This is a genomic window from Bacillus sp. PK6-025, assembly GCF_056530265.1.
The window spans coordinates 2319739-2338636 of sequence record NZ_CP096509.1 but is presented as its reverse complement, the minus strand read 5'-3'; the positions used below and the strand labels follow the sequence as shown (position 1 = coordinate 2338636).

Here is an 18898-nt window from a genome sequence, read left to right as displayed (position 1 = left end):
GATAAAAGCCAATGAACCCTCATATGCTTTATTCGAGATCAGGTCCTGCCGGATACCCGGCCAGATTCCCGTTATTCTGGGGTTTTGGAGCGCCGCTTGTCGGCGGATTGCTGGGCGGATTTCTCGGAAGTGCGATTTTTAACTACCCAAGACCTTACGCTTACCCGCCGCCATACCCTGGACCTTACGGCGGCACGCCTTATTACGGCTACGGGTCAGCTCCTGGGGCCGTTCCGTACGGAGGTGTTCCGGGCGCAGCTCCATTCAGAGGGGCGGGACCGGGCTATTGATCAATAAGCCAATTGTTGCTGGCATCTAAAATGCCGGATGTCCAATATGAAGCGGCGGCCAAAGCTTGCGAATCTTTTCGCCTTTGGCCGCCGTCTCATTCTTTCCGGATCGATCAGTCAGGGAACTGTACTTTTCCAGGTACGGTATATGCGCTTGACGTCCCGTTTTCCGGCAGTTTTTTGATCGTATCTTTTACGACTTTTCCTCGGATATCTGTAATTCTGACTTTAAGCGGACTTGTCCCAAGATTGGTGCTGACGAAATGGTTGTAGTCCGTTTTCTCCATGTTGATCCACTTTCCGCCTTTGTAATATTCCATTTTCATGACGGGATATTTGTGATTTCTGACTTGGATTGCCGCCCACCACTGGCTGCTGCCTTCTTTGATCCGGTAAGTGAAATTGCCGGTAATCGGCGCTTTAACTACACGCCATTTAATGTTGATTTTGCCGTCTTTCATATCGCCGATCTGGCGAAAAGCGTTCGGTGAAAGGTCAAGAGCTCCCGGTGCGCCTTCAGGATACAGATCGGTCACATAGACGGTCGTTTTTCCTTTCGGCCCTTCAACCCGCAGATAGGCGCCGGCAAGAGCTGCTTTCACTCCGCGGTAATTCATATCTGTCGGATTTAAAGCGGTGATCTTCATATTGGACGGAATAGGATCCAAAAGCAATGCACCGCCGGAGTAACCCGACCCCGTGTAAGTGGCGTAGCCCTTATGCAGTGAGTTGTATGCTGCAGAAGCTTGAGGTGAAAAACAAAGGATCGTCAAAAACATTGCTGTGATCAATAAGCTGATTTTCTTTTTCATATCCATCCTCCTGTTTTATAAATTGAGAACCATTATCATTATAAGGACTAACTGACAACAGCCGAAAGAGCAAATAGTTACAGAGTTTTTTTAAGGAATAATGACTAACACCGTCGAAATGTAAAGGTTCAGCCGCATGTCAGGCAAATGAGGTGATCATCCTTGAGGACTAGTGTTAAAATGGTACAGGAAGAAAAAAAACAGCCTGCTTTGCCAAGCTGGCCGTTTTCAAAACGTGATGTCGATTTCAGACAGGTTAAAGTCCTCATTCTTTAAGAACATCACTTCTAAAATGCCGTCTTTAAATATTGCTTTCGTACCCTTTCTGCGCACTAGAGAGGGGAGAACGACTTTTTCCTGCCGCCCTTTTTCAGGGTAGTTTTCTATGATCAGGGTTTGTGAAGTATGTTTAATTTTCAGAAGGTTAAGCTGTTCTTTGGTGAGCGGTACTTTAACAAATACATGGCTTGTCGTTTCAAAAATATCAATCGGATCAGATTCATCTGCCGCCGATGTTTCTTTTGAGAGAGGGTCACGAAAAGGAAATTGAACTGCATACCCCGGTCCGAAAACGCTTTTCATCATGTGGTGGATATATTGCTCCACATCTTTCGGGTCAGCGTTTTTTAATCCGTCCTTGGAAAACTGCTGAAATGGAAAAAAGCGTTGCCAATCAAACACGATCACACTTCCTTTCACATAGACGGTACAGTATATGCAAAAAAGTTGCGGAAAGTGATGAGAAGAAAGGAAAGAAACAGACATGAATCATTCATCTCAAACGAAAGGAATCATTTACACAGCGCTTTCTTATCTGCTGTGGGGGCTCCTTCCTTTATATTGGAAAGTGCTCGATCAGACGGCTGCGCTCGATATACTGGCGCACCGGATTATCTGGTCATTTGTTTTCATGTGCGGCGTGCTTCTCGTTTTGCGGCAGTGGAAAAACGGAGTCAAAGCATTTCGCGCGCTTTCGGGAAACCGTAAGGAATTTGTACCGCTCATTTTGTCGTCCGTTCTGATTTCGATCAATTGGTATGTCTACATATGGGCTGTCAGCAACGGTTATATTCTTGAAGCGAGCCTGGGCTATTACATCAATCCGCTCGTATCGATCGTGCTCGGAATTGTCTTTTTAAAGGAAAAGCTGACGCGGATGCAGGGAGCGGCAGTTCTTCTCGCTGCCTTCGGCGTGCTTATTTCCGCCTTCCAGTACGGTTCCGTGCCGTACATCGCCCTGATACTTGCATTCAGTTTCGGGCTCTACGGACTGGCGAAAAAGCGGACATCGCTCTCAAGCGCCATAGGACTTACCCTGGAAACGATGATGATCGCTCCGGTTGCAGTGATCTATCTGTTGTTCTTCAGCCATCCGGAAAAGGCTCAAGCCGCTTCAGGGAGCATCGGCATGATGGTACTGCTGTTTTTGGCAGGAGTGTTAACTGCGATTCCGCTGCTTTTATTTGCGGAAGGTGCGAAAAAACTTCCGCTTTATCAAGTCGGCATTTTGCAATATATCGCTCCGACCATTACATTATGCTTAGGCGTGTTCGTCTACCATGAACCGTTCAGCAGCAGTAAGGTCTTTACGTTTACCTGCATATGGGCGGCGCTGATTTTGTTTACACTTTCGCAATTTCAATGGAAGAAACCGGAGAAGGTATTTTTAAAAAGAAAAAATTCCTTTCATCCGTAAGCCCTTTTTCTTTTCAATAAGCACTGATTATGTATAATTAAACATTATTGAAGCAATTCGGAGGTTATTCCGTCATGGCAGACGAACTAGAGCTTTTCCGGGCGTATAAAACCCTTTGGAAAAACCGGACGATGGACGGAGAAGGCAGGCAGGCGCTTCATCGGGCGATTGATGATGAGTTGAACGACCTCCGCACCCATCCAAGGCTCAGAAAGACGAAGCACGAAAAATACTATCAATCAATCCGGCGCATTGTGAATTCACAATTGGAACCAGATATGAAGCTCAAGCTGATTGAATGGCATACGGAACGATTGGAGTTATTAACAAACGAAGAAAGCAGGGAGTAACATGAAAGCAATAATAAAAGAAGATGTGCAGGCTTCTTTGGAAACATTTTTAAACCAGCCTGTTTACATTCATTTGGAGACGACAACCGGATCGTATTCCGCGCATAAAGATGAGCAGAACATGACCGTGGTGGCGTATATCAGAAACGCGAAGGTGACATGCTCCCGCGCCAAAATCACGGGCGAGGGGCCATTTCGCGCCGGTTTGAAAATCGAAGACGGCTGGATCTACGCCGAAGGCCTGACGGATTATACGGTTGATGATGAAGGAAGGTTGCTTCTCGCCGGCTATTTGCCGGGCGGCAAACTCGCCATTTCGCTTCAAATCAGCAAAAAGCCATTTGCAGTCTAAAAAGAAGGTGTTATAGATGAAAAAACATTTACTCGTGATCTTGCCGCATCCTGACGATGAATCTTTCGGAGTCGCCGGCTTGATCGCCTTAAACCGAAAAGAAGATATACCTGTAACATACGCGTGCCTGACGCTGGGCGAGATGGGAAGAAATATGGGAGACCCGCTTTTTGCCAACAGGGAAACCCTTCCGCTGCTCAGAAAGCAAGAGCTGATCGACGCCTGCAGGGAAATGGATGTACAGGACTTGCGCATGCTCGGATACCGCGATAAAACGCTCGAATTCGAGGATGAAGAAAAACTGGCCGATCGAATAGAGGCTGTCATTGATGATGTAAACCCGAGCCTTGTTGTGACGTTTTATCCGGGACACGGCGTTCATCCTGACCATGATGCGTGCGGTGCTGCGGTCATCAGGGCATTATCGCGGAAAAAGAAAGAAGACCGGCCGCGCGTCTTATGCATGGCCATCACCCACCACAGGGAAGAGGTTCTTGGCAAACCTGACGTCGTTCTTGATATCAAAGAAGCCGCAGATATTAAAATGAACGCGCTCAAAGCGCATAAATCTCAAACAGGCGGCTTTATGAAAGAAATAGAGAAAAAACTCGCCAATGGCGAGCCGGTTGTTGAGACATGGTTTGAAAAAGAAACATTTTGGACCTATCAATGGAATGATTAAAATGATCAAAAAAGGTGTCGGGCATATGAGCCCGGCACCTTTTTACACGCTTTGAGTGTGAATATAGCGGTTTTGAATGCGTTTGAGCCTGAAAAACAGCCCGACTGCACCGGCTGCGAGCCCCGTGATCAGTCCGATCCAGTACCCGAAAGCTCCGAATGAAGTATACGTTCCGATCACAAAACCGACCGGAAGCCCGATAATCCAATACGAGACGAGAGCTGTGACAAGCGTGTAGTTAACATCTTTATATCCTCTGAGCGCTCCTTGAATCGGCGCGGCGATGGCATCTGACAGCTGAAAAAACAACGCAAACAGCAAGAAGTCCTTTGTCAGAAGCAGCACATCCCGGTCAGCCGCATACAAACCGGCGATTTGCTCTCTGAACAGTAAAATGATGAGTGCGGTGAATAATGAAAAACCGACCGCTATTGAAATGCCGAGATAGCTGTAGGTTCTCGAGTCTTTAAACCGTTTTGCTCCGGCCTCAAAGCCGACGACAATTGTCAGCGTCATCGATACGCTCAATGGAAGCATGTAAAGAAGCGAAGCGAAATTCATTGCCGCCTGATGGGAAGCGATCGTGACCGTGTCAAAATGGCTCATCAGCAAAGTGACAGCTGCGAATATACTCGTCTCAAAGAAGATGGCGAATCCGATCGGAATGCCGATTTTCAGCAGTTTCATACTTTCAGCAAAAGAAAATGAATAGAATGTTCCAAAAATCCTAAACTGGTGAAACGGCGTCTTTTTGTGGACGATGTATAAAGAGATCAGACAAATGCACCAATATGTGATGGCGGAAGCCATACCGGCTCCTGCTCCTCCAAGCTTTGGAAAGCCGAAGTTCCCGAAAATGAACAAATAATTCAAAACAAAATTAATGGGCAGAGAACAGAGCGTAACCAGCATCGTCACCCGCGTTTTTCCGAGTGAATCAATAAAGCAGCGCATCACATTGTAAACAAACAGCGGCAATATGCCGAGCCCGATGCAGATTAAATATTGCTTTGCGATGACCGCTACCTTCTGTTCAAGATCGAGATTCTCAAGCACCGGATCAATCAGTAAGTACCCGGAGACGATCACGGCAATGCTAATGATTCCGGCCACATAAATCGATTGAATAACAGTATAAGGGACATCCTTTTGCCGCTTGGCCCCCATCAGTTGGGCGACCATCGGTGTTACAGCCGTCAAAATGCCGGCAAGCCCTGTATAAACCGGGGTCCACAAACTCGAACCGATTGCGACGCCGGCGAGGTCGGCGGCACTGACTTTGCCTGACATCACCGTGTCGAGAACCGTAATGAGCGACAGTCCCGCTTGCGTAATCAAAATCGGAATTAAAATCGTTAAAAACTGCCTTGTTTTCTCCCGCAAATCCTTTGTTTCCCTCATATCAGTTCCCCGTTTCTTTTGGATAACGAGAGAAATTATAACACGTTATGTATAAAATGCAATAAATGTCTGTTCAATCTTTTTTCGCCTGTTTTGCTTTTTTAAACATTTGCACATAAATAAAGGAAAGAGAAAGAATTCCTAAACACGTACATAAATATTGACATATTTTTTGAATGGCCAAGAAGATTCACCTCCATATCTTAAAATGCGTCATAAAAGGAGGAAACATGCATGAAAGCGGCGGTAATAAACCGGAAGTTTTTTTATGTGTTTTCTAATAGTAAATAACGACTATTGATATACAAAAAAAGAATGGGTATTAAGTGTTAATTTTACATTTATCTTTATATTAAGATAGGAAATAAGAATCTATAGATGAAATAGTAAAACGCCGTTCGATCTAAAAAAAAGATACTCCCAATTCCGGATGTTGGCAAAAAAAATGTATGATATAGTCAATTTATGGTTTCGTGGAGGAATTTGTGCTGAAATGTAGAAATGTATAAGTGATCCTGATCTTTGCTTTTCGATTAGGCAATAGATGAGGATTGATCGGCGATTTACGGTAAACTAATGAATAAGAATACGCAGTTTTTACACCCTCAACTTGAACGCTGGGCTTGACCGTTTGATCCGAAAAAGAAAATCGGCTGTAAAACGGCACAGAAATCCGCATGTTACGGCGTCTATTCGGGCTGTTTCGGCACATGCAGCATATCCAGTTAACTCCTTCTCGCTGTTTTCACCATGAACCTCTGATTTTAAAACAACTGATCATCGTATTTCCGAAAACTTAAAACTCAAACCTTTGCAAAAAAAGCACCCGATATCTCGAGCATTGAAAAAAGTGTTGATTTTTGTCAATGTGCCTATCAGTCTGTATTTTTAATAAGAAATTTGTAAAAAGGCAAAAAGACTATTAAAAAAATATAAATTAGACCGATACAAATCGTGAATTGCATTTTTTGCTTAAGAATATAAAAGGGGGCTTTCAGCCAAAGGCCATCCATACGGTGATCAGATCACCTGCCTGACCGGCTGGATAAAGTCTTAAGCAATGGCAAATGTAATGGCATACATAGAGAGAACGAAAATGAAACGGGAGGTTAAGAGGTTATGAAGAAGAAGATAGCAGTAGGTTTGGCGGCCTCTGCGGTAGTTGGAACTTCATTGGCGGCGTCACCGGTAGAAGCCCAAACCATCAAGGTGAAAAGCGGAGACTCACTGTGGAAGCTTTCAGCTGAGTACAATACCAGTGTTTCGGCACTTCAATCAGCCAACAATCTTTCATCTACAGTTATTTATGTCGGACAAACTTTAAAAGTACCGGACGGCAAGTCAAAAAGCAGCTCACAGACAAAATCCGCAAGTTCCAGCTCAAGCTCAAGCACTGCAAAGTCAACTTACACAGTGAAATTAGGAGATTCCTTGTGGCTGATTGCCAAAGACTACAAAACAACCGTAAAAGAGATTAAAAACTTAAACGGTCTGAGCAGCGATATGATTTACCCAGGACAAAAGCTGGTTATTAAAGGAAGCGCGAAAAACACCGGTTCCAGCTCTGGCTCAAGTTCGAGTTCCAGTTCGAAATCATCCAGCTCATCCTCAAGCTCGCAAAGTTCAAGCAGCACATACAAAGTCAAATTGGGCGATTCTTTATGGAAAATTGCCAATAATTTGAATATGACAATCGCCGAAATTAAAACGCTGAACAACTTGAAGTCGGACACGATCTACCCGAACCAGGTTCTTAAAGTGAAAGGAACGGTTTCCAGCGGAAGCAAAACATCTTCTGGTTCGTCTTCAAATTCTTCATCAAGTAAAACGAACACAAGCAGCAGTTCAAAAACGACCACTTACACGGTTAAACCAGGCGATTCTCTGTGGAAAATTGCAAATTCGATGAATGTGACAGTACAAAGCATCAGAGAAGCTAATCGATTAAAAACAGATGTCCTGCAAGTCGGCCAGAAGCTTAAAATCTCCGGTGCATCGACTTCCGGATCATCTGGCAGCCCGTCTTCCAGCTCGCCGAACTCTTCAGTTTCAACCGGCACTTCGACAAGTGCAAAGGTCGAACGGATGATTGCAGAAGCAGAAAAGCATATCGGCGTGCCTTACAGATGGGGAGGCAACAACCCTTCAGGCTTTGACTGCAGCGGATTCATCTATTACACGTTGAACAAAGTCACATCTGTCTCAAGGCTGAGCGCAGCCGGATACTGGAGCGTCATGTCACCAGTCAGCCAACCTTCAAGAGGAGACTTCGTTTTCTTCCAAACATATAAAGCGGGCCCTTCACACGTCGGGATTTATTTAGGAAACAACAAGTTTATCAATGCCAACGATTCCGGTGTCACTGTCAGCGACATGAACAATTCCTACTGGAAACAGCGCTATCTCGGCGCAAAACGGTATTCATTCTAAAAAAGCCATTTTATATGGCTTTTTTTTTGCGTGTTTTCAGGATAGGAAGGACAGGTTTAATGCCCCTCTTCGTTGTCTAAACTGAAAAGAAAAGCGAAGGGGGGAGCCGTTTGAGAACATTACATTACATATTGCTCACATGTATGGCCGTTTGTTTGGCAGCTGCATGTACACAGCAGAAAGAAATTCAGCAAAAAAATGTCGAACAGGAACATAGAGTAACCTTTGAAGCGATGACACAGCCGTTAAAAGTACCGCTGATCAAACGCGACGGTACGGAAACCGGTTTTATAGAAGTGTCTGAATCTGCTGCAGAAGGCCTTGATATCAGAGTCAGCGCCCATAATCTGCCGCCGGGAATGCTTGCTTTTCATATTCATGAAACGGGCGTGTGTAAAAAGCCTGATTTTGAAAGTGCGGGTGCTCATTTCAATCCTGACCAAAAGGAGCACGGCTTTCACAATCCGAAAGGACCGCATGCCGGTGATTTGCCGAATATTGAAGTCGGAGCCGACGGCAAAGTCGACGTTATCGTAAATGCGCCGGACGTCACCCTCGATCAGAAAAGCAAGTTCAGTCTGCTTGATCATGACGGAAGTGCTTTCGTCATTCATGAGCATCAGGATGATGATCTGACAAATCCATCCGGAAACTCCGGAGCCCGGATGGTTTGCGGAGCGCTGACGAACACCGGAAAAAAGTGAATCGGCGCATGGAAGCCGTTTATATTGAGGGTAGCGCATCTTTTCTAGTATACTTACATACAGAAGACGCTTTGAGAAAGGAATTTTACAACACATGAAATATGATCTGCATGAACTAGAGCTGCCTGAAAAAATAAAAGAGCGGCTGATTCAGTCTGCCGCTAAACCTGTTGCCGCGGAATACCAATCATTGATTGGAACGCCCGGTTATGAAGCGGAAGACAGCGCCATTCTCTATGACGCGATGATCGCGCTGTCACTCGGAAAAAACGTTTTGTTAAAAGGCCCGACAGGCTCCGGAAAAACAAAACTTGCCGAAACGCTCTCCGCTTATTTTCAAAAACCTATGCACAGTGTCAACTGTTCTGTGGATCTTGATGCAGAGGCGCTTGTCGGTTACAAAACGATTGAAAACACCAACGGGAACGCCTCTATTGAATTTATCGAAGGTCCTGTGACAAAAGCGATGAACAACGGCCATTTCCTATATATTGACGAAATCAACATGGCGAAACCGGAAACGCTGCCGATCTTAAACGGGGTGCTCGATTACCGGAAAATGATGACCAATCCGTTTACGGGGGACGTCATCAAAGCGAAAGAGGGATTCGGCGTGATTGCAGCGATAAACGAAGGCTATGTCGGAACGGTCCCGTTGAACGAAGCGCTGAAAAACCGGTTTGTCATTATCGACGTGCCCTACATTAAAGGTGACCTGCTGAAGCGGGTGCTTGAAACACAATCCGAACTAAAAAATCAGAAGCTGCTGAACCGGTTTGTTACCCTGTCATCGGACTTAATGACGCAGGCTCATAATGGACAGGTTTCTGAAGAGGCCGCTTCCATCAGAGCGCTTCTCGATACTTGCGACCTGTCGACATATATTCCGCCGCTGCGAGCGATCGAACGGGGCATCGTTGAAAAGCTTGATGATGAACGCGAAAAAGCGGCGGTCCGAAATATTGCCCAAACTTTGTTCGAATGAGGGTTTTTTTATGAAGTTTATTAAATTCAATGACAGCAAGATTGACTCTCTGCTTTTTATGGAGCTGACAGATCTCGCGAAAACGCTCGCGAAAAGCGATCAGGTTGAAGTGGAGTACGGGGTTCAGTCTTACTACAATCCTTTTGAGAAAAAGATCTACATGAGCCATTTTTGGAAAGACCGGAACCACCGGGATATGGTAGACGGTTTGAAAAGCGATGTATACTTGCGGTCAATCGGCTCCCGTTACAGCTCGATGAAAGACTTTTCCCGCATGCTTGACGCGACTCGGAAATATCATTTTAAGAGTTTGGCAAAACAGTTGTTTATGCTTTTTGAAGATATCAGAATCGAAGAGTTCATCAAGAGGGAGCGGCCCGGTACAAAACCGGTATTTTCGAGCCGGAAATCAATGTACCGGAAACATTTTGCGACCCAGTTGACGCTGAATCTGGAGCGGAGCATTTTTACAGATGCTTTGTTTTGCGCTGTATATCTTAAGCTGACCGCGGAGTCGCCGCTTGATGAGATACCGGCTATACATGAATCGGTCGATCCGATGAAGGGATTTATAGAAGCCGAGCTCGCCCGCGTATTCGAAGCGCGTTCAACTGCTGACATCGTCTCGATTGTAAGCGGGCTGATGGAAGGTTTTGAAGAGGTGCTCGAAAAAGATATGCTTAATACGTACTTCTTTTTTCCGGAATTGGAATACGAGCAAGTTGACGAAGAAGCGCTTTTTCAAGATTTGAAAGCAAAACCGAAGCTGAGCGAGGATCTGACGCTTGAAGAGAAAAGTGCGGGTGATGAGGAAGTTCATGAAGAAGAAATGCCGACTTGGCACAGAGAAACGGAAGCTCCGGCGAAAAGCTTTCTCCAGTTTGATTTGGAGCACGGCGCAAAAACCGATATTTCCGGCGGCGCTTTAAGAGAAGGCGAAGACGGCGACCAAGCGCTCGGGTCTGTTCAGGGAACGGCGAAGCAGACGAGAAGAAAAGACTATTCAAAACTTGAATCGCTTGAATCTGTTCAAGATGAGCCAAACAGCGGCGCCGCACCAGCCGGCAAAGAAAACCGCTATGCGTTTTCGGTGATGAAGCCTCCGGAAAAACCTTCTAACGAAGACATATTAGACTACCAGGCTCAAGCCAAAACAATCGAATCGTATCAAAAACGGCTCAAGCAGATGATTCAAAAAACGCTCGAGCATAAAAAAACGCTCCCGAGAACCGATTTGCATGCAGGCAGATTGAACAATAAACTGCTCCGTTACTTTACAGAGCGCAATCCACGGCTCTTCTATAAAAAGCAAGAACCGTCAACAGAGATCGACGCCGTTTTTACATTGCTCGTCGACTGTTCAGCAAGCATGCATGACAAAATGGCGGAGACGAAACGGGGCATTGTCCTGTTTCACGAAGCGCTTAAATCTGTTGCTGTCCCTCACCAAATCGTCGGTTTTTGGGAAGATACGAACGATGCGACAGAGACGAGCCAGCCCAATTACTTTCATACGGTCGTCTCTTTTGCGGATTCCTTAAAAGCAGGCGCCGGACCGCATATCATGCAGCTTGAACCGGAGGAAGACAACCGGGATGGATATGCGATCAGACAGATGACGAAGATGCTTGTTCAAAGAAGCGAAGCTCAGAAGTTCCTGATTGTCTTTTCAGATGGGGAGCCGGCCGCATTCGATTATGAACAAAACGGGATTGTCGATACACATGAAGCCGTTATGGAAGCGCGGAAACGAAATATCGAAGTCATCAATGTATTTTTATCAAACAGCGAAATCGAAGAATCGCAAATCAAGACGATACAGGACATGTACGGAAAGTACAGCCTTTTCGTCCCGGACGTCGATCAGCTTCCCGATGTTCTGTACCCGCTTTTAAAAAAGCTGTTGAACAAAAGTATAGGCTAGATAGGACAGATGGCAGCAATACTCGCGGCCATCTGTTTTTTATCGTAGAAACACAGTGAAATATTGAAATTTTTATTATTTTTATCAACTTAATTTTTTGCGGAGCACATCGGGATGTTAAAAAATAGACGGTCAGGGGAAATATGTGAATAAATAATGAGCCGGTTTAAAAGAATTCGGTCTGAAAGTTCAAAATTATAAAATTTTTTATTTTTCAAGATGATTTTTTAATTTTATTTGAACAATCTGTGTAGAAACAAATGAGAAACAGTGGTAAAATGTACGTGGAAGCGTTTTTATTACATATTTCTGGGCGTAAGGTTCAGAAGATATATTAAGATAGTGAATCATTCACTTGATTATTAGGTTGGGGGTAATGTTCAAATGTTTCAAAATAGTATGAAACAAAGAATGACTTGGGAAGAATTTCACGGTCCGAACCTCGGCTATGTGCTGGAGCTTTACGATCAATACGTCAAGGATCCAGAAAGCTTGGATGCTGATTTAAAAGAGATGTTTGACGAACTTGGAGCTCCCCCGGGCGATATAAGGGCCGCCTCTCTAAAAAACGAAGAGGCAGATTTCACGGCTGGATCTATTCAAAAAATCGCATCAGTGATAAAACTCGCAGAAGATATTAGAACCTATGGCCATTTAAACGCTTCCGTCAATCCACTGAGAAAAACACAAGAGAAACAGGAGCTTTTTCCTCTTGCTGAGTACGGGTTAACTGAGCAGGATGTGAAAAAAATTCCGGCGTCTGTCATATGCAAAGATGCCCCTAAAGAAGTAACGAACGGTTTAGAAGCCATCCAGTACTTGAAAAACACATACAAAAAATCGATTTCTTTTGAATTTGACCATGTGCACATTTTTGAAGAGCGCAACTGGCTGATGAAAAAGATCGAATCCGGGGAATTATTCGCCCCGAAATCGAAAGAAAAGCTGGTGGAAGTTTTAAGAAGGCTGACAGAAGTTGATAGCCTTGAACAGTTTCTCCACAAAACCTTTGTCGGGCAAAAACGCTTTTCAATAGAAGGACTTGATGCGCTTGTGCCCATGCTGGATGATATTATCGCCAAGTCCGTTTCGGCAGGTACGACAAACGTTAATATCGGAATGGCGCACAGGGGCCGCCTGAACGTTCTTGCGCATGTGCTCGGAAAACCTTATGAAATCATTTTTTCTGAATTCCAGCATGCGCCGAACAAAGATCTCGTTCCGTCGGAAGGTTCGACAGGGATCAATTACGGCTGGACGGGTGACGTAAAATATCACCTCGGCGCCAACCGTCAGATTCAGGATGAGCATACGAAAACGGCGCGCATTGCGCTCGCGAACAATCCGAGCCACCTGGAGTTCATCGATCCGATCGTTGAGGGATCGACAAGAGCCGCCCAGGAAACGAGAACGGAGAGCGGCTATCCGCTTCAAGACGTTAAAAAATCGCTGGCGATTCTGATTCACGGCGATGCGGCATTCCCAGGGGAAGGCATTGTCGCGGAAACGCTGAATTTAAGCCAGCTTAAAGGCTATCAGGTGGGCGGAGCGATTCACATTATCGCCAATAACATGATCGGCTTTACGACGGAAAGCAATGAGTCAAGATCGACGAAATATGCAAGCGACCTTGCAAAAGGTTTTGAGATTCCGATCGTCCACGTCAATGCGGATGATCCTGAAGCATGCCTTTCAGCGGTTCAGCTCGCTGTTGAATACCGCATGACTTTCAACAAAGACTTTTTGATCGATCTGATCGGCTACCGCCGTTTCGGCCACAATGAAATGGATGAGCCGTCTGCAACGCAGCCGATGCTGTATGATGCGGTCAGAAAGCACCCGACCGTCAAGAACATCTTTGCTGAAAAGCTGATTCATAACGGGATCGTCGATAATGAAACCGTCGACAAAATCGGGGACGCTGTCATGAAGCGTTTAGAAGAAGCGTATCGCAAAGTGCCGGCCAAAAAGGAAGATATGACGCATGAAATCGTTCTTCCGGAACCTGTTTCCAACGGTTTTCCTGATGTTGACACGTCGGTTGATGTTGAAACTTTGCGCAAAATTAATCAGGAGCTTGTTTCATGGCCTGAAAACTTCAACGTTTTCGATAAGCTAAAGCGAATCCTCGAAAGGCGCGCCAAAGCGTTCGACGATGACCGAAAAGTCGACTGGTCGCTTGCAGAGGCGATGGCTTTTGCATCCATTTTGAAAGACGGCACACCTCTAAGGCTGACCGGGCAGGATTCAGAACGCGGCACATTCGCACACCGCAACCTTGTCCTTCACGACAGCAAGACAGGGGACGAATTCATCGCACTGCATCACCTTGCAGATACGAAAGCGTCATTTGCGGTTCACAACAGCCCGCTTTCTGAAGGATCCGTCCTTGGCTTTGAATATGGATATAACGTGTCTTCGCCGGAAACGATGGTGATCTGGGAAGCGCAGTTTGGAGACTTTGCAAACGCGGCGCAAGTGTACTTTGATCAGTTCATTTCTGCAGGAAGAGCGAAATGGGGACAAAAATCAGGGCTCGTTGTTCTCTTGCCGCACGGCTATGAAGGGCAGGGACCTGAGCATTCAAGCGGAAGAACGGAACGCTTCCTTCAGCTGGCGGCGGAAAACAACTGGACTGTCGCCAACTTGACGAGCGCTGCCCAGTACTTCCATATTTTAAGAAGGCAGGCGAAGATGCTCCTTCGCGAGGAGATCCGCCCGCTGATCATCATGACGCCGAAAAGCCTGCTGAGAAATCCGAATACCGTATCAGAAGTGCAGGAGCTCAGCGACAGTAACTTTAAGCCGGTCTATGAAATGTCAGGACTTTCCCATCAGTATGACAAAGTGACGCGCCTCGTCCTTTCAAGCGGTAAAGTTTCGATTGACATCAGCAGCCATTTCAATAAAATGGAAGGTGAAAAAGATTGGCTGCACATTGCACGGGTTGAAGAGCTGTATCCTTTCCCTGCAAAGCATATTAAAGCGATCTTCAGCAAACTCCCGAATTTGGAGGAGATTGTCTGGGTACAGGAAGAACCGCAAAATATGGGTGCATGGAACTATATCGAGCCTTATTTAAGAGAGATTGCTCCAAAGGACGTGAAGGTCCGCTATATTGGCAGAAGAAGACGTTCAAGTCCGGCAGAAGGGGATCCGACGGTTCATAAAAAGGAACAGGAACGCATTGTATCTGATAGCTTGACTCGCAAAAATTAAGGGGGAACTAAAAAATGGCGGAAATTAAAGTACCTGAATTAGCGGAATCAATTTCAGAAGGAACGATAGCCCAATGGCTGAAACAACCGGGAGATTATGTAGAACAAGGGGAATTCCTGCTTGAGCTGGAGACTGATAAAGTCAACGTTGAATTGACGGCAGAGCAGTCCGGCGTTCTTCAGGAAGTGCTGAAAGATTCCGGTGACACGGTTCAGGTCGGCGAAATAATCGGAACGATTTCAGAAGGCGAAGGAGAAGGAGGCCAATCAACGGCTCCTCAAGCTGACGCTCAAGAAAGCGCCGGCGCTTCGGAAGAGAAGCCAGCCACGTCTGAAAAGACAGCCGAACCTCGCGAAAGCGCGAACGATGAGGCGGATACAACCAAAACAAGGACAATCGCTTCTCCGGCTGCCCGAAAGCTCGCCCGTGAAAAAGGCATCGATTTATCGGAGATTCCTACCGGTGATCCGCTCGGAAGGGTCAGAAAGCAAGATGTTGAATCTTATCAGAAGAACGAGCAGCCGCCAAAAGCTCAGCCTGAACCAAAACGCGAAACACAGGCGCCGGCTGCTAAACAAACCGAAAATGCAGGTAAACCGGTAGAGCGTCAAAGAATGTCCCGCCGGAGACAGACGATCGCCAAACGCCTCGTTGAAGTTCAGCACACCGCCGCTATGCTGACGACATTCAACGAAGTGGACATGACGGCGGTCATGAACCTAAGGAAACGCCGAAAAGATCAATTCCTTGAGCAGCATGATGTGAAGCTCGGATTCATGTCATTCTTTACAAAAGCTGTGGTCGCCGCGCTGAAAAAATTTCCGCTCCTCAATGCGGAAATTCAAGGCGACGAGCTTGTGATCAAACAATTCTATGACATCGGAATCGCTGTTGCTGCGCCGGATGGCCTCGTCGTACCGGTCGTTCGGGATGCAGACCGCAAAACCTTTGCTGATATTGAAAAGGATATCGGAGAGCTTGCGAAGAAAGCGAGAAACAACAAATTGTCGCTCAACGAGCTTCAAGGAGGCTCCTTTACGATCACAAACGGAGGAACGTTCGGATCACTGTTGTCGACTCCGATTTTGAACAGTCCGCAAGTTGGTATTTTGGGCATGCATAAGATCCAGCTGCGCCCTGTGGCAATTGATGAAGAGCGTTTCGAAAACCGCCCGATGATGTACATTGCATTATCGTATGACCACCGGATCGTCGACGGTAAAGAGGCAGTCGGCTTCCTGGTTACGATTAAAAATCTGCTTGAAGATCCTGAACAGCTTCTGTTGGAAGGTTAAATCAAGAAAAAAGCTTTGGCCGCATGTACGGTCAAAGCTTTTTGTTTATCATCTGCGGGGCAGGAGAATAATTGTTATTCTTCTGCTTATTTGCTTTCTTGCTCCAGTATGTCGCAAGCCATGAGCCTGAAAGGTTATGCCAGACGCTGAAAACAGCGCTCGGGACAGCGGAAAGAGGAGAGAAGTGCGCCGTTGCCAATGCTGCACCGAGACCCGAATTCTGCATGCCGACCTCAATGGACACGGCTTTTTGTGATGCATAATCCATTTTAAAGCACTTTGCCAAAACAAAGCCAAGGAAAAGGCCGAGGCCATTATGAAGAACGACGACTGCAAAAATCAACAGCCCTGATTGAATAATGTTTTCCCGGTTGCCTCCGACGACCGCGGTGACGATGGCGACGATGCCGAGAACAGAGACGAGCGGAAGCACCTGCACCGCTTTTTTCACTTGTTTTGTAAAGAAAAATTGAACGATCAGCCCGGCGATAATCGGGAGCAGCACCGCCTGTAAAATCGACAAGAACAGTGAGCCCGGAGATACCGGAAGCCATTCTTTTGCGAAAAATAAAATGAGAAACGGCGTTAAAAAAGGGGCAAGCAATGTGGAAACCGTTGTAATCGCCACTGACAGGGCGATATTTCCCTTCGCCAAAAATGTCATGACGTTTGATGCCGTTCCCCCGGGACAGCATCCCACTAAAATGACTCCAACCGCTATTTCGGAGGGAAGCCCGAGTCCATAGGCCAGTCCAAAAGCGAGCAGCGGCATGACCGTATATTGAACCAGCACACCGATCAGCACATGCAGGGGACGTCTCAGCAGCTCTTTAAAATCGTCCGCTGACAATGTCAATCCCATGCCAAACATAATCACGCCAAGCAGGATGGTAATATAAGGGGTGATCCAGGTGAATTGCGTCGGAAAGGCAAAGCCGAGAACCGCAAACAGAATCACCCAAATGGCAAACGTTTTTCCTGCAAATTGACTGATTTTGATCAAATAACTCATAAGTCCAGCTCCTCACATCTGTAGAAAATATAACATCCTCTTATTATAATTAATATTCTGAATAATTCAATGCTTGTAAAATTCGAATTTGTTTTAAATAATATTATTATGTAAACTGAAAGAAATGTTTGAAAACCTTGACGAATTCGTTTATGCTTTTTAAAATGATAGTTTGTAGCCATATGCAATTAGACCGAGAAGAAGAGGTGCTTAAGTGGAAAATCAACAAAATATATGGTCATCAAAGCTTGGATTTATCTTAGCTTCGGCCGGCTCGGCAATCGGGCTCGGCGCGATATGGAAGTTTCCTTATGTCGCCGGAACAAGCGGCGGTGGAGCATTTTTACTTATGTTTATTCTTTTTACTTTATTGATTGGGCTTCCGTTATTAATGGCGGAGTTCATTATCGGCAGAAAGACTCAAAAAGATGCCGTTGAATCCTATAAGGAGCTGGCGCCCGGCTCGCTTTGGCATTGGATCGGCCGGCTCGGCATTATCACGTGTTTTATTCTGCTGTCTTTCTATAGTGTTGTCGGCGGCTGGATCATCATTTATATTATCAAAGGACTGACCGGCGAACTGTCAAGAAGCACGGATTATGCAGGTCTTTTCGGAGAGACAATTGCAAATCCGTATCTCGTTCTTGCGAGCCAGTTTGCATTTATCATGATCACGATTCTTGTTGTTGCAAAAGGGGTCAGAAGCGGAATTGAAAAAGCGAGCAAGTTTATGATGCCTGCTCTGTTCGTTATTTTTCTGCTTTTGATCATCCGTTCGCTTACACTTCCCGGTTCAATGGAAGGCTTGGAATTTTTCTTAAAACCTGATCTTTCCCATATCACAGCCAAAACGGTGCTGTTTGCGCTTGGACAATCCTTTTTCTCGCTGAGTGTCGGTGTTTCCGTTATGGTAACGTACAGCTCTTATTTATCGAAAAAAGAAAACCTTATACAGTCGGCCGTTTCAGTGACATTGCTCAATGTATCTGTAGCGATTCTTGCCGGGTTTGCGATTTTTCCGGCCGTTTTTTCATTCGGATTATCTCCTGATGCCGGCCCGATGCTGTTATTTAATGTGCTGCCGTCAGTCTTTCACAAGATGCCTTTGGGAATCGTCTTTTTATTGGCGTTTCTGCTCTTATTTTTATTTGCTACACTGACGTCCGCATTTTCAATGCTTGAGATCCTTGTTTCTTCCTTATCAAAAGGGGATCCTAAAAAAAGACAGGCTTTCGCTTGGGCCGGGGGAATTGCGATTTTCCTATTCGGAATTCCTTCAGCATTATCATATGGCGTGCTTCAGGATGTATCGATTTTTAATCTATCTATTTTTGATGCGGCGGATTACCTTGTCAGCAATATTTTAATGCCGCTCGGCGCTTTGCTCATCGCCGTTTTTGTGCCGCTCAAAATCCCGAAAGAAGAGCTTTTTGCCGAATTGAGGGAGGGCTCTAAAATCAGCAGAAAATGGTTTGCAGCTTGGCTTTTGCTGATCCGCTACGCCGCTCCGATCGTTATTATTGTCGTCTTTTTGGACGTCATTGGCGTATTTTAAGATTGAATTGTTTATAAGGCCGGATTTGTCCGGCCTTTTTTTCATGCAGACAGTTTGTCAGCGGTACTTTCTTTTCTCTCTGTGAAATGGCAGCGGTATGACCGGCAAGGGAAGTGTTTGATTAATCGGCTTTTTTCTGCGGCAGACATATTAAAAAGGCCTGCCGTGAATTCGTTCTTGACGATTTTACC

16 protein-coding genes are annotated in these 18898 nt (G+C 45.7%); 12 read left to right on the top strand and 4 right to left on the bottom strand.

Annotated features, from left to right (window positions below; all coding sequences use genetic code 11):
- Positions 1-11: 11 nt before the first annotated feature.
- The gene (locus M1D67_RS11925) at positions 12-290 is read left to right on the top strand and encodes a hypothetical protein (RefSeq protein ID WP_023857367.1); all 279 of its coding nucleotides are present in this window, start codon (positions 12-14) and stop codon (positions 288-290) included.
- Between the two features lie 113 nt (positions 291-403).
- On the opposite strand, the gene exlX is transcribed toward M1D67_RS11925, so the two are convergent.
- Both exlX and M1D67_RS11915 read right to left on the bottom strand, forming a co-directional pair.
- Positions 404-1102 (bottom strand): expansin ExlX, encoded by a 699-nt coding sequence (gene exlX, locus M1D67_RS11920; protein WP_020451830.1) that lies wholly within the window; start codon positions 1100-1102, stop codon positions 404-406.
- A gap of 228 nt (positions 1103-1330) precedes the next feature.
- Positions 1331-1783 carry a spore gernimation protein GerT gene (locus M1D67_RS11915; RefSeq protein WP_149169614.1) on the bottom strand — a complete coding sequence of 151 codons (453 nt, stop codon included), beginning with the start codon at positions 1781-1783 and terminating at the stop codon, positions 1331-1333.
- Positions 1784-1865: 82 nt separating this feature from the next.
- Here M1D67_RS11915 and rarD point away from each other — a divergent pair, with 82 nt between their 5' ends.
- From rarD to bshB2, 4 genes are all read left to right on the top strand, one after another.
- Positions 1866-2798: an EamA family transporter RarD gene (gene rarD / locus M1D67_RS11910; RefSeq protein WP_020451828.1), complete on the top strand. Its 933-nt coding sequence runs from the start codon at positions 1866-1868 to the stop codon at positions 2796-2798.
- Positions 2799-2872: 74 nt separating this feature from the next.
- Positions 2873-3148, top strand: a complete 276-nt coding sequence (locus M1D67_RS11905; RefSeq protein WP_023857365.1) for a hypothetical protein — start codon at positions 2873-2875, stop codon at positions 3146-3148.
- 1 nt (position 3149) lies between these two features.
- A complete protein-coding gene (locus tag M1D67_RS11900; protein ID WP_020451827.1) occupies positions 3150-3500 on the top strand; it encodes a YojF family protein in 351 nt (116 codons plus the stop codon).
- 16 nt (positions 3501-3516) lie between these two features.
- Positions 3517-4182 carry a bacillithiol biosynthesis deacetylase BshB2 gene (bshB2, locus tag M1D67_RS11895; protein WP_025811289.1) on the top strand — a complete coding sequence of 222 codons (666 nt, stop codon included), beginning with the start codon at positions 3517-3519 and terminating at the stop codon, positions 4180-4182.
- A gap of 42 nt (positions 4183-4224) precedes the next feature.
- Here bshB2 and M1D67_RS11890 read toward each other — a convergent pair whose 3' ends face one another.
- The gene (locus tag M1D67_RS11890) at positions 4225-5583 is read right to left on the bottom strand and encodes an MATE family efflux transporter (RefSeq protein WP_023857362.1); all 1359 of its coding nucleotides are present in this window, start codon (positions 5581-5583) and stop codon (positions 4225-4227) included.
- Positions 5584-6702: 1119 nt separating this feature from the next.
- On the opposite strand from M1D67_RS11890, the gene M1D67_RS11885 reads away from it, so the two are divergent.
- From M1D67_RS11885 to odhB, 6 genes are all read left to right on the top strand, one after another.
- Positions 6703-8013: a C40 family peptidase gene (locus tag M1D67_RS11885; RefSeq protein WP_023857359.1), complete on the top strand. Its 1311-nt coding sequence runs from the start codon at positions 6703-6705 to the stop codon at positions 8011-8013.
- A 143-nt stretch (positions 8014-8156) separates the two neighbouring features.
- On the top strand, positions 8157-8717 hold the full coding sequence (locus M1D67_RS11880; RefSeq protein ID WP_407640594.1) for a superoxide dismutase family protein: 561 nt from the start codon (positions 8157-8159) through the stop codon (positions 8715-8717).
- Between the two features lie 94 nt (positions 8718-8811).
- On the top strand, positions 8812-9702 hold the full coding sequence (locus tag M1D67_RS11875; RefSeq protein WP_023857357.1) for an ATP-binding protein: 891 nt from the start codon (positions 8812-8814) through the stop codon (positions 9700-9702).
- 10 nt (positions 9703-9712) lie between these two features.
- A complete protein-coding gene (locus tag M1D67_RS11870) occupies positions 9713-11626 on the top strand; it encodes a vWA domain-containing protein (protein ID WP_479831316.1) in 1914 nt (637 codons plus the stop codon).
- Positions 11627-12010: 384 nt separating this feature from the next.
- Entirely contained in the window at positions 12011-14845 is a 2835-nt protein-coding gene (sucA, locus tag M1D67_RS11865) for a 2-oxoglutarate dehydrogenase E1 component (protein ID WP_123032396.1), read from the top strand.
- Positions 14846-14859: 14 nt separating this feature from the next.
- Entirely contained in the window at positions 14860-16140 is a 1281-nt protein-coding gene (odhB, locus tag M1D67_RS11860) for a 2-oxoglutarate dehydrogenase complex dihydrolipoyllysine-residue succinyltransferase (protein ID WP_025811296.1), read from the top strand.
- A 31-nt stretch (positions 16141-16171) separates the two neighbouring features.
- Here the strand turns inward: odhB and M1D67_RS11855 are convergent, their stop codons facing one another.
- The gene (locus M1D67_RS11855) at positions 16172-17152 is read right to left on the bottom strand and encodes a bile acid:sodium symporter family protein (RefSeq protein WP_023857353.1); all 981 of its coding nucleotides are present in this window, start codon (positions 17150-17152) and stop codon (positions 16172-16174) included.
- Positions 17153-17366: 214 nt separating this feature from the next.
- Here M1D67_RS11855 and M1D67_RS11850 point away from each other — a divergent pair, with 214 nt between their 5' ends.
- On the top strand, positions 17367-18707 hold the full coding sequence (locus tag M1D67_RS11850) for a sodium-dependent transporter (RefSeq protein ID WP_020451817.1): 1341 nt from the start codon (positions 17367-17369) through the stop codon (positions 18705-18707).
- The last annotated feature ends 191 nt before the right edge of the window (positions 18708-18898 follow it).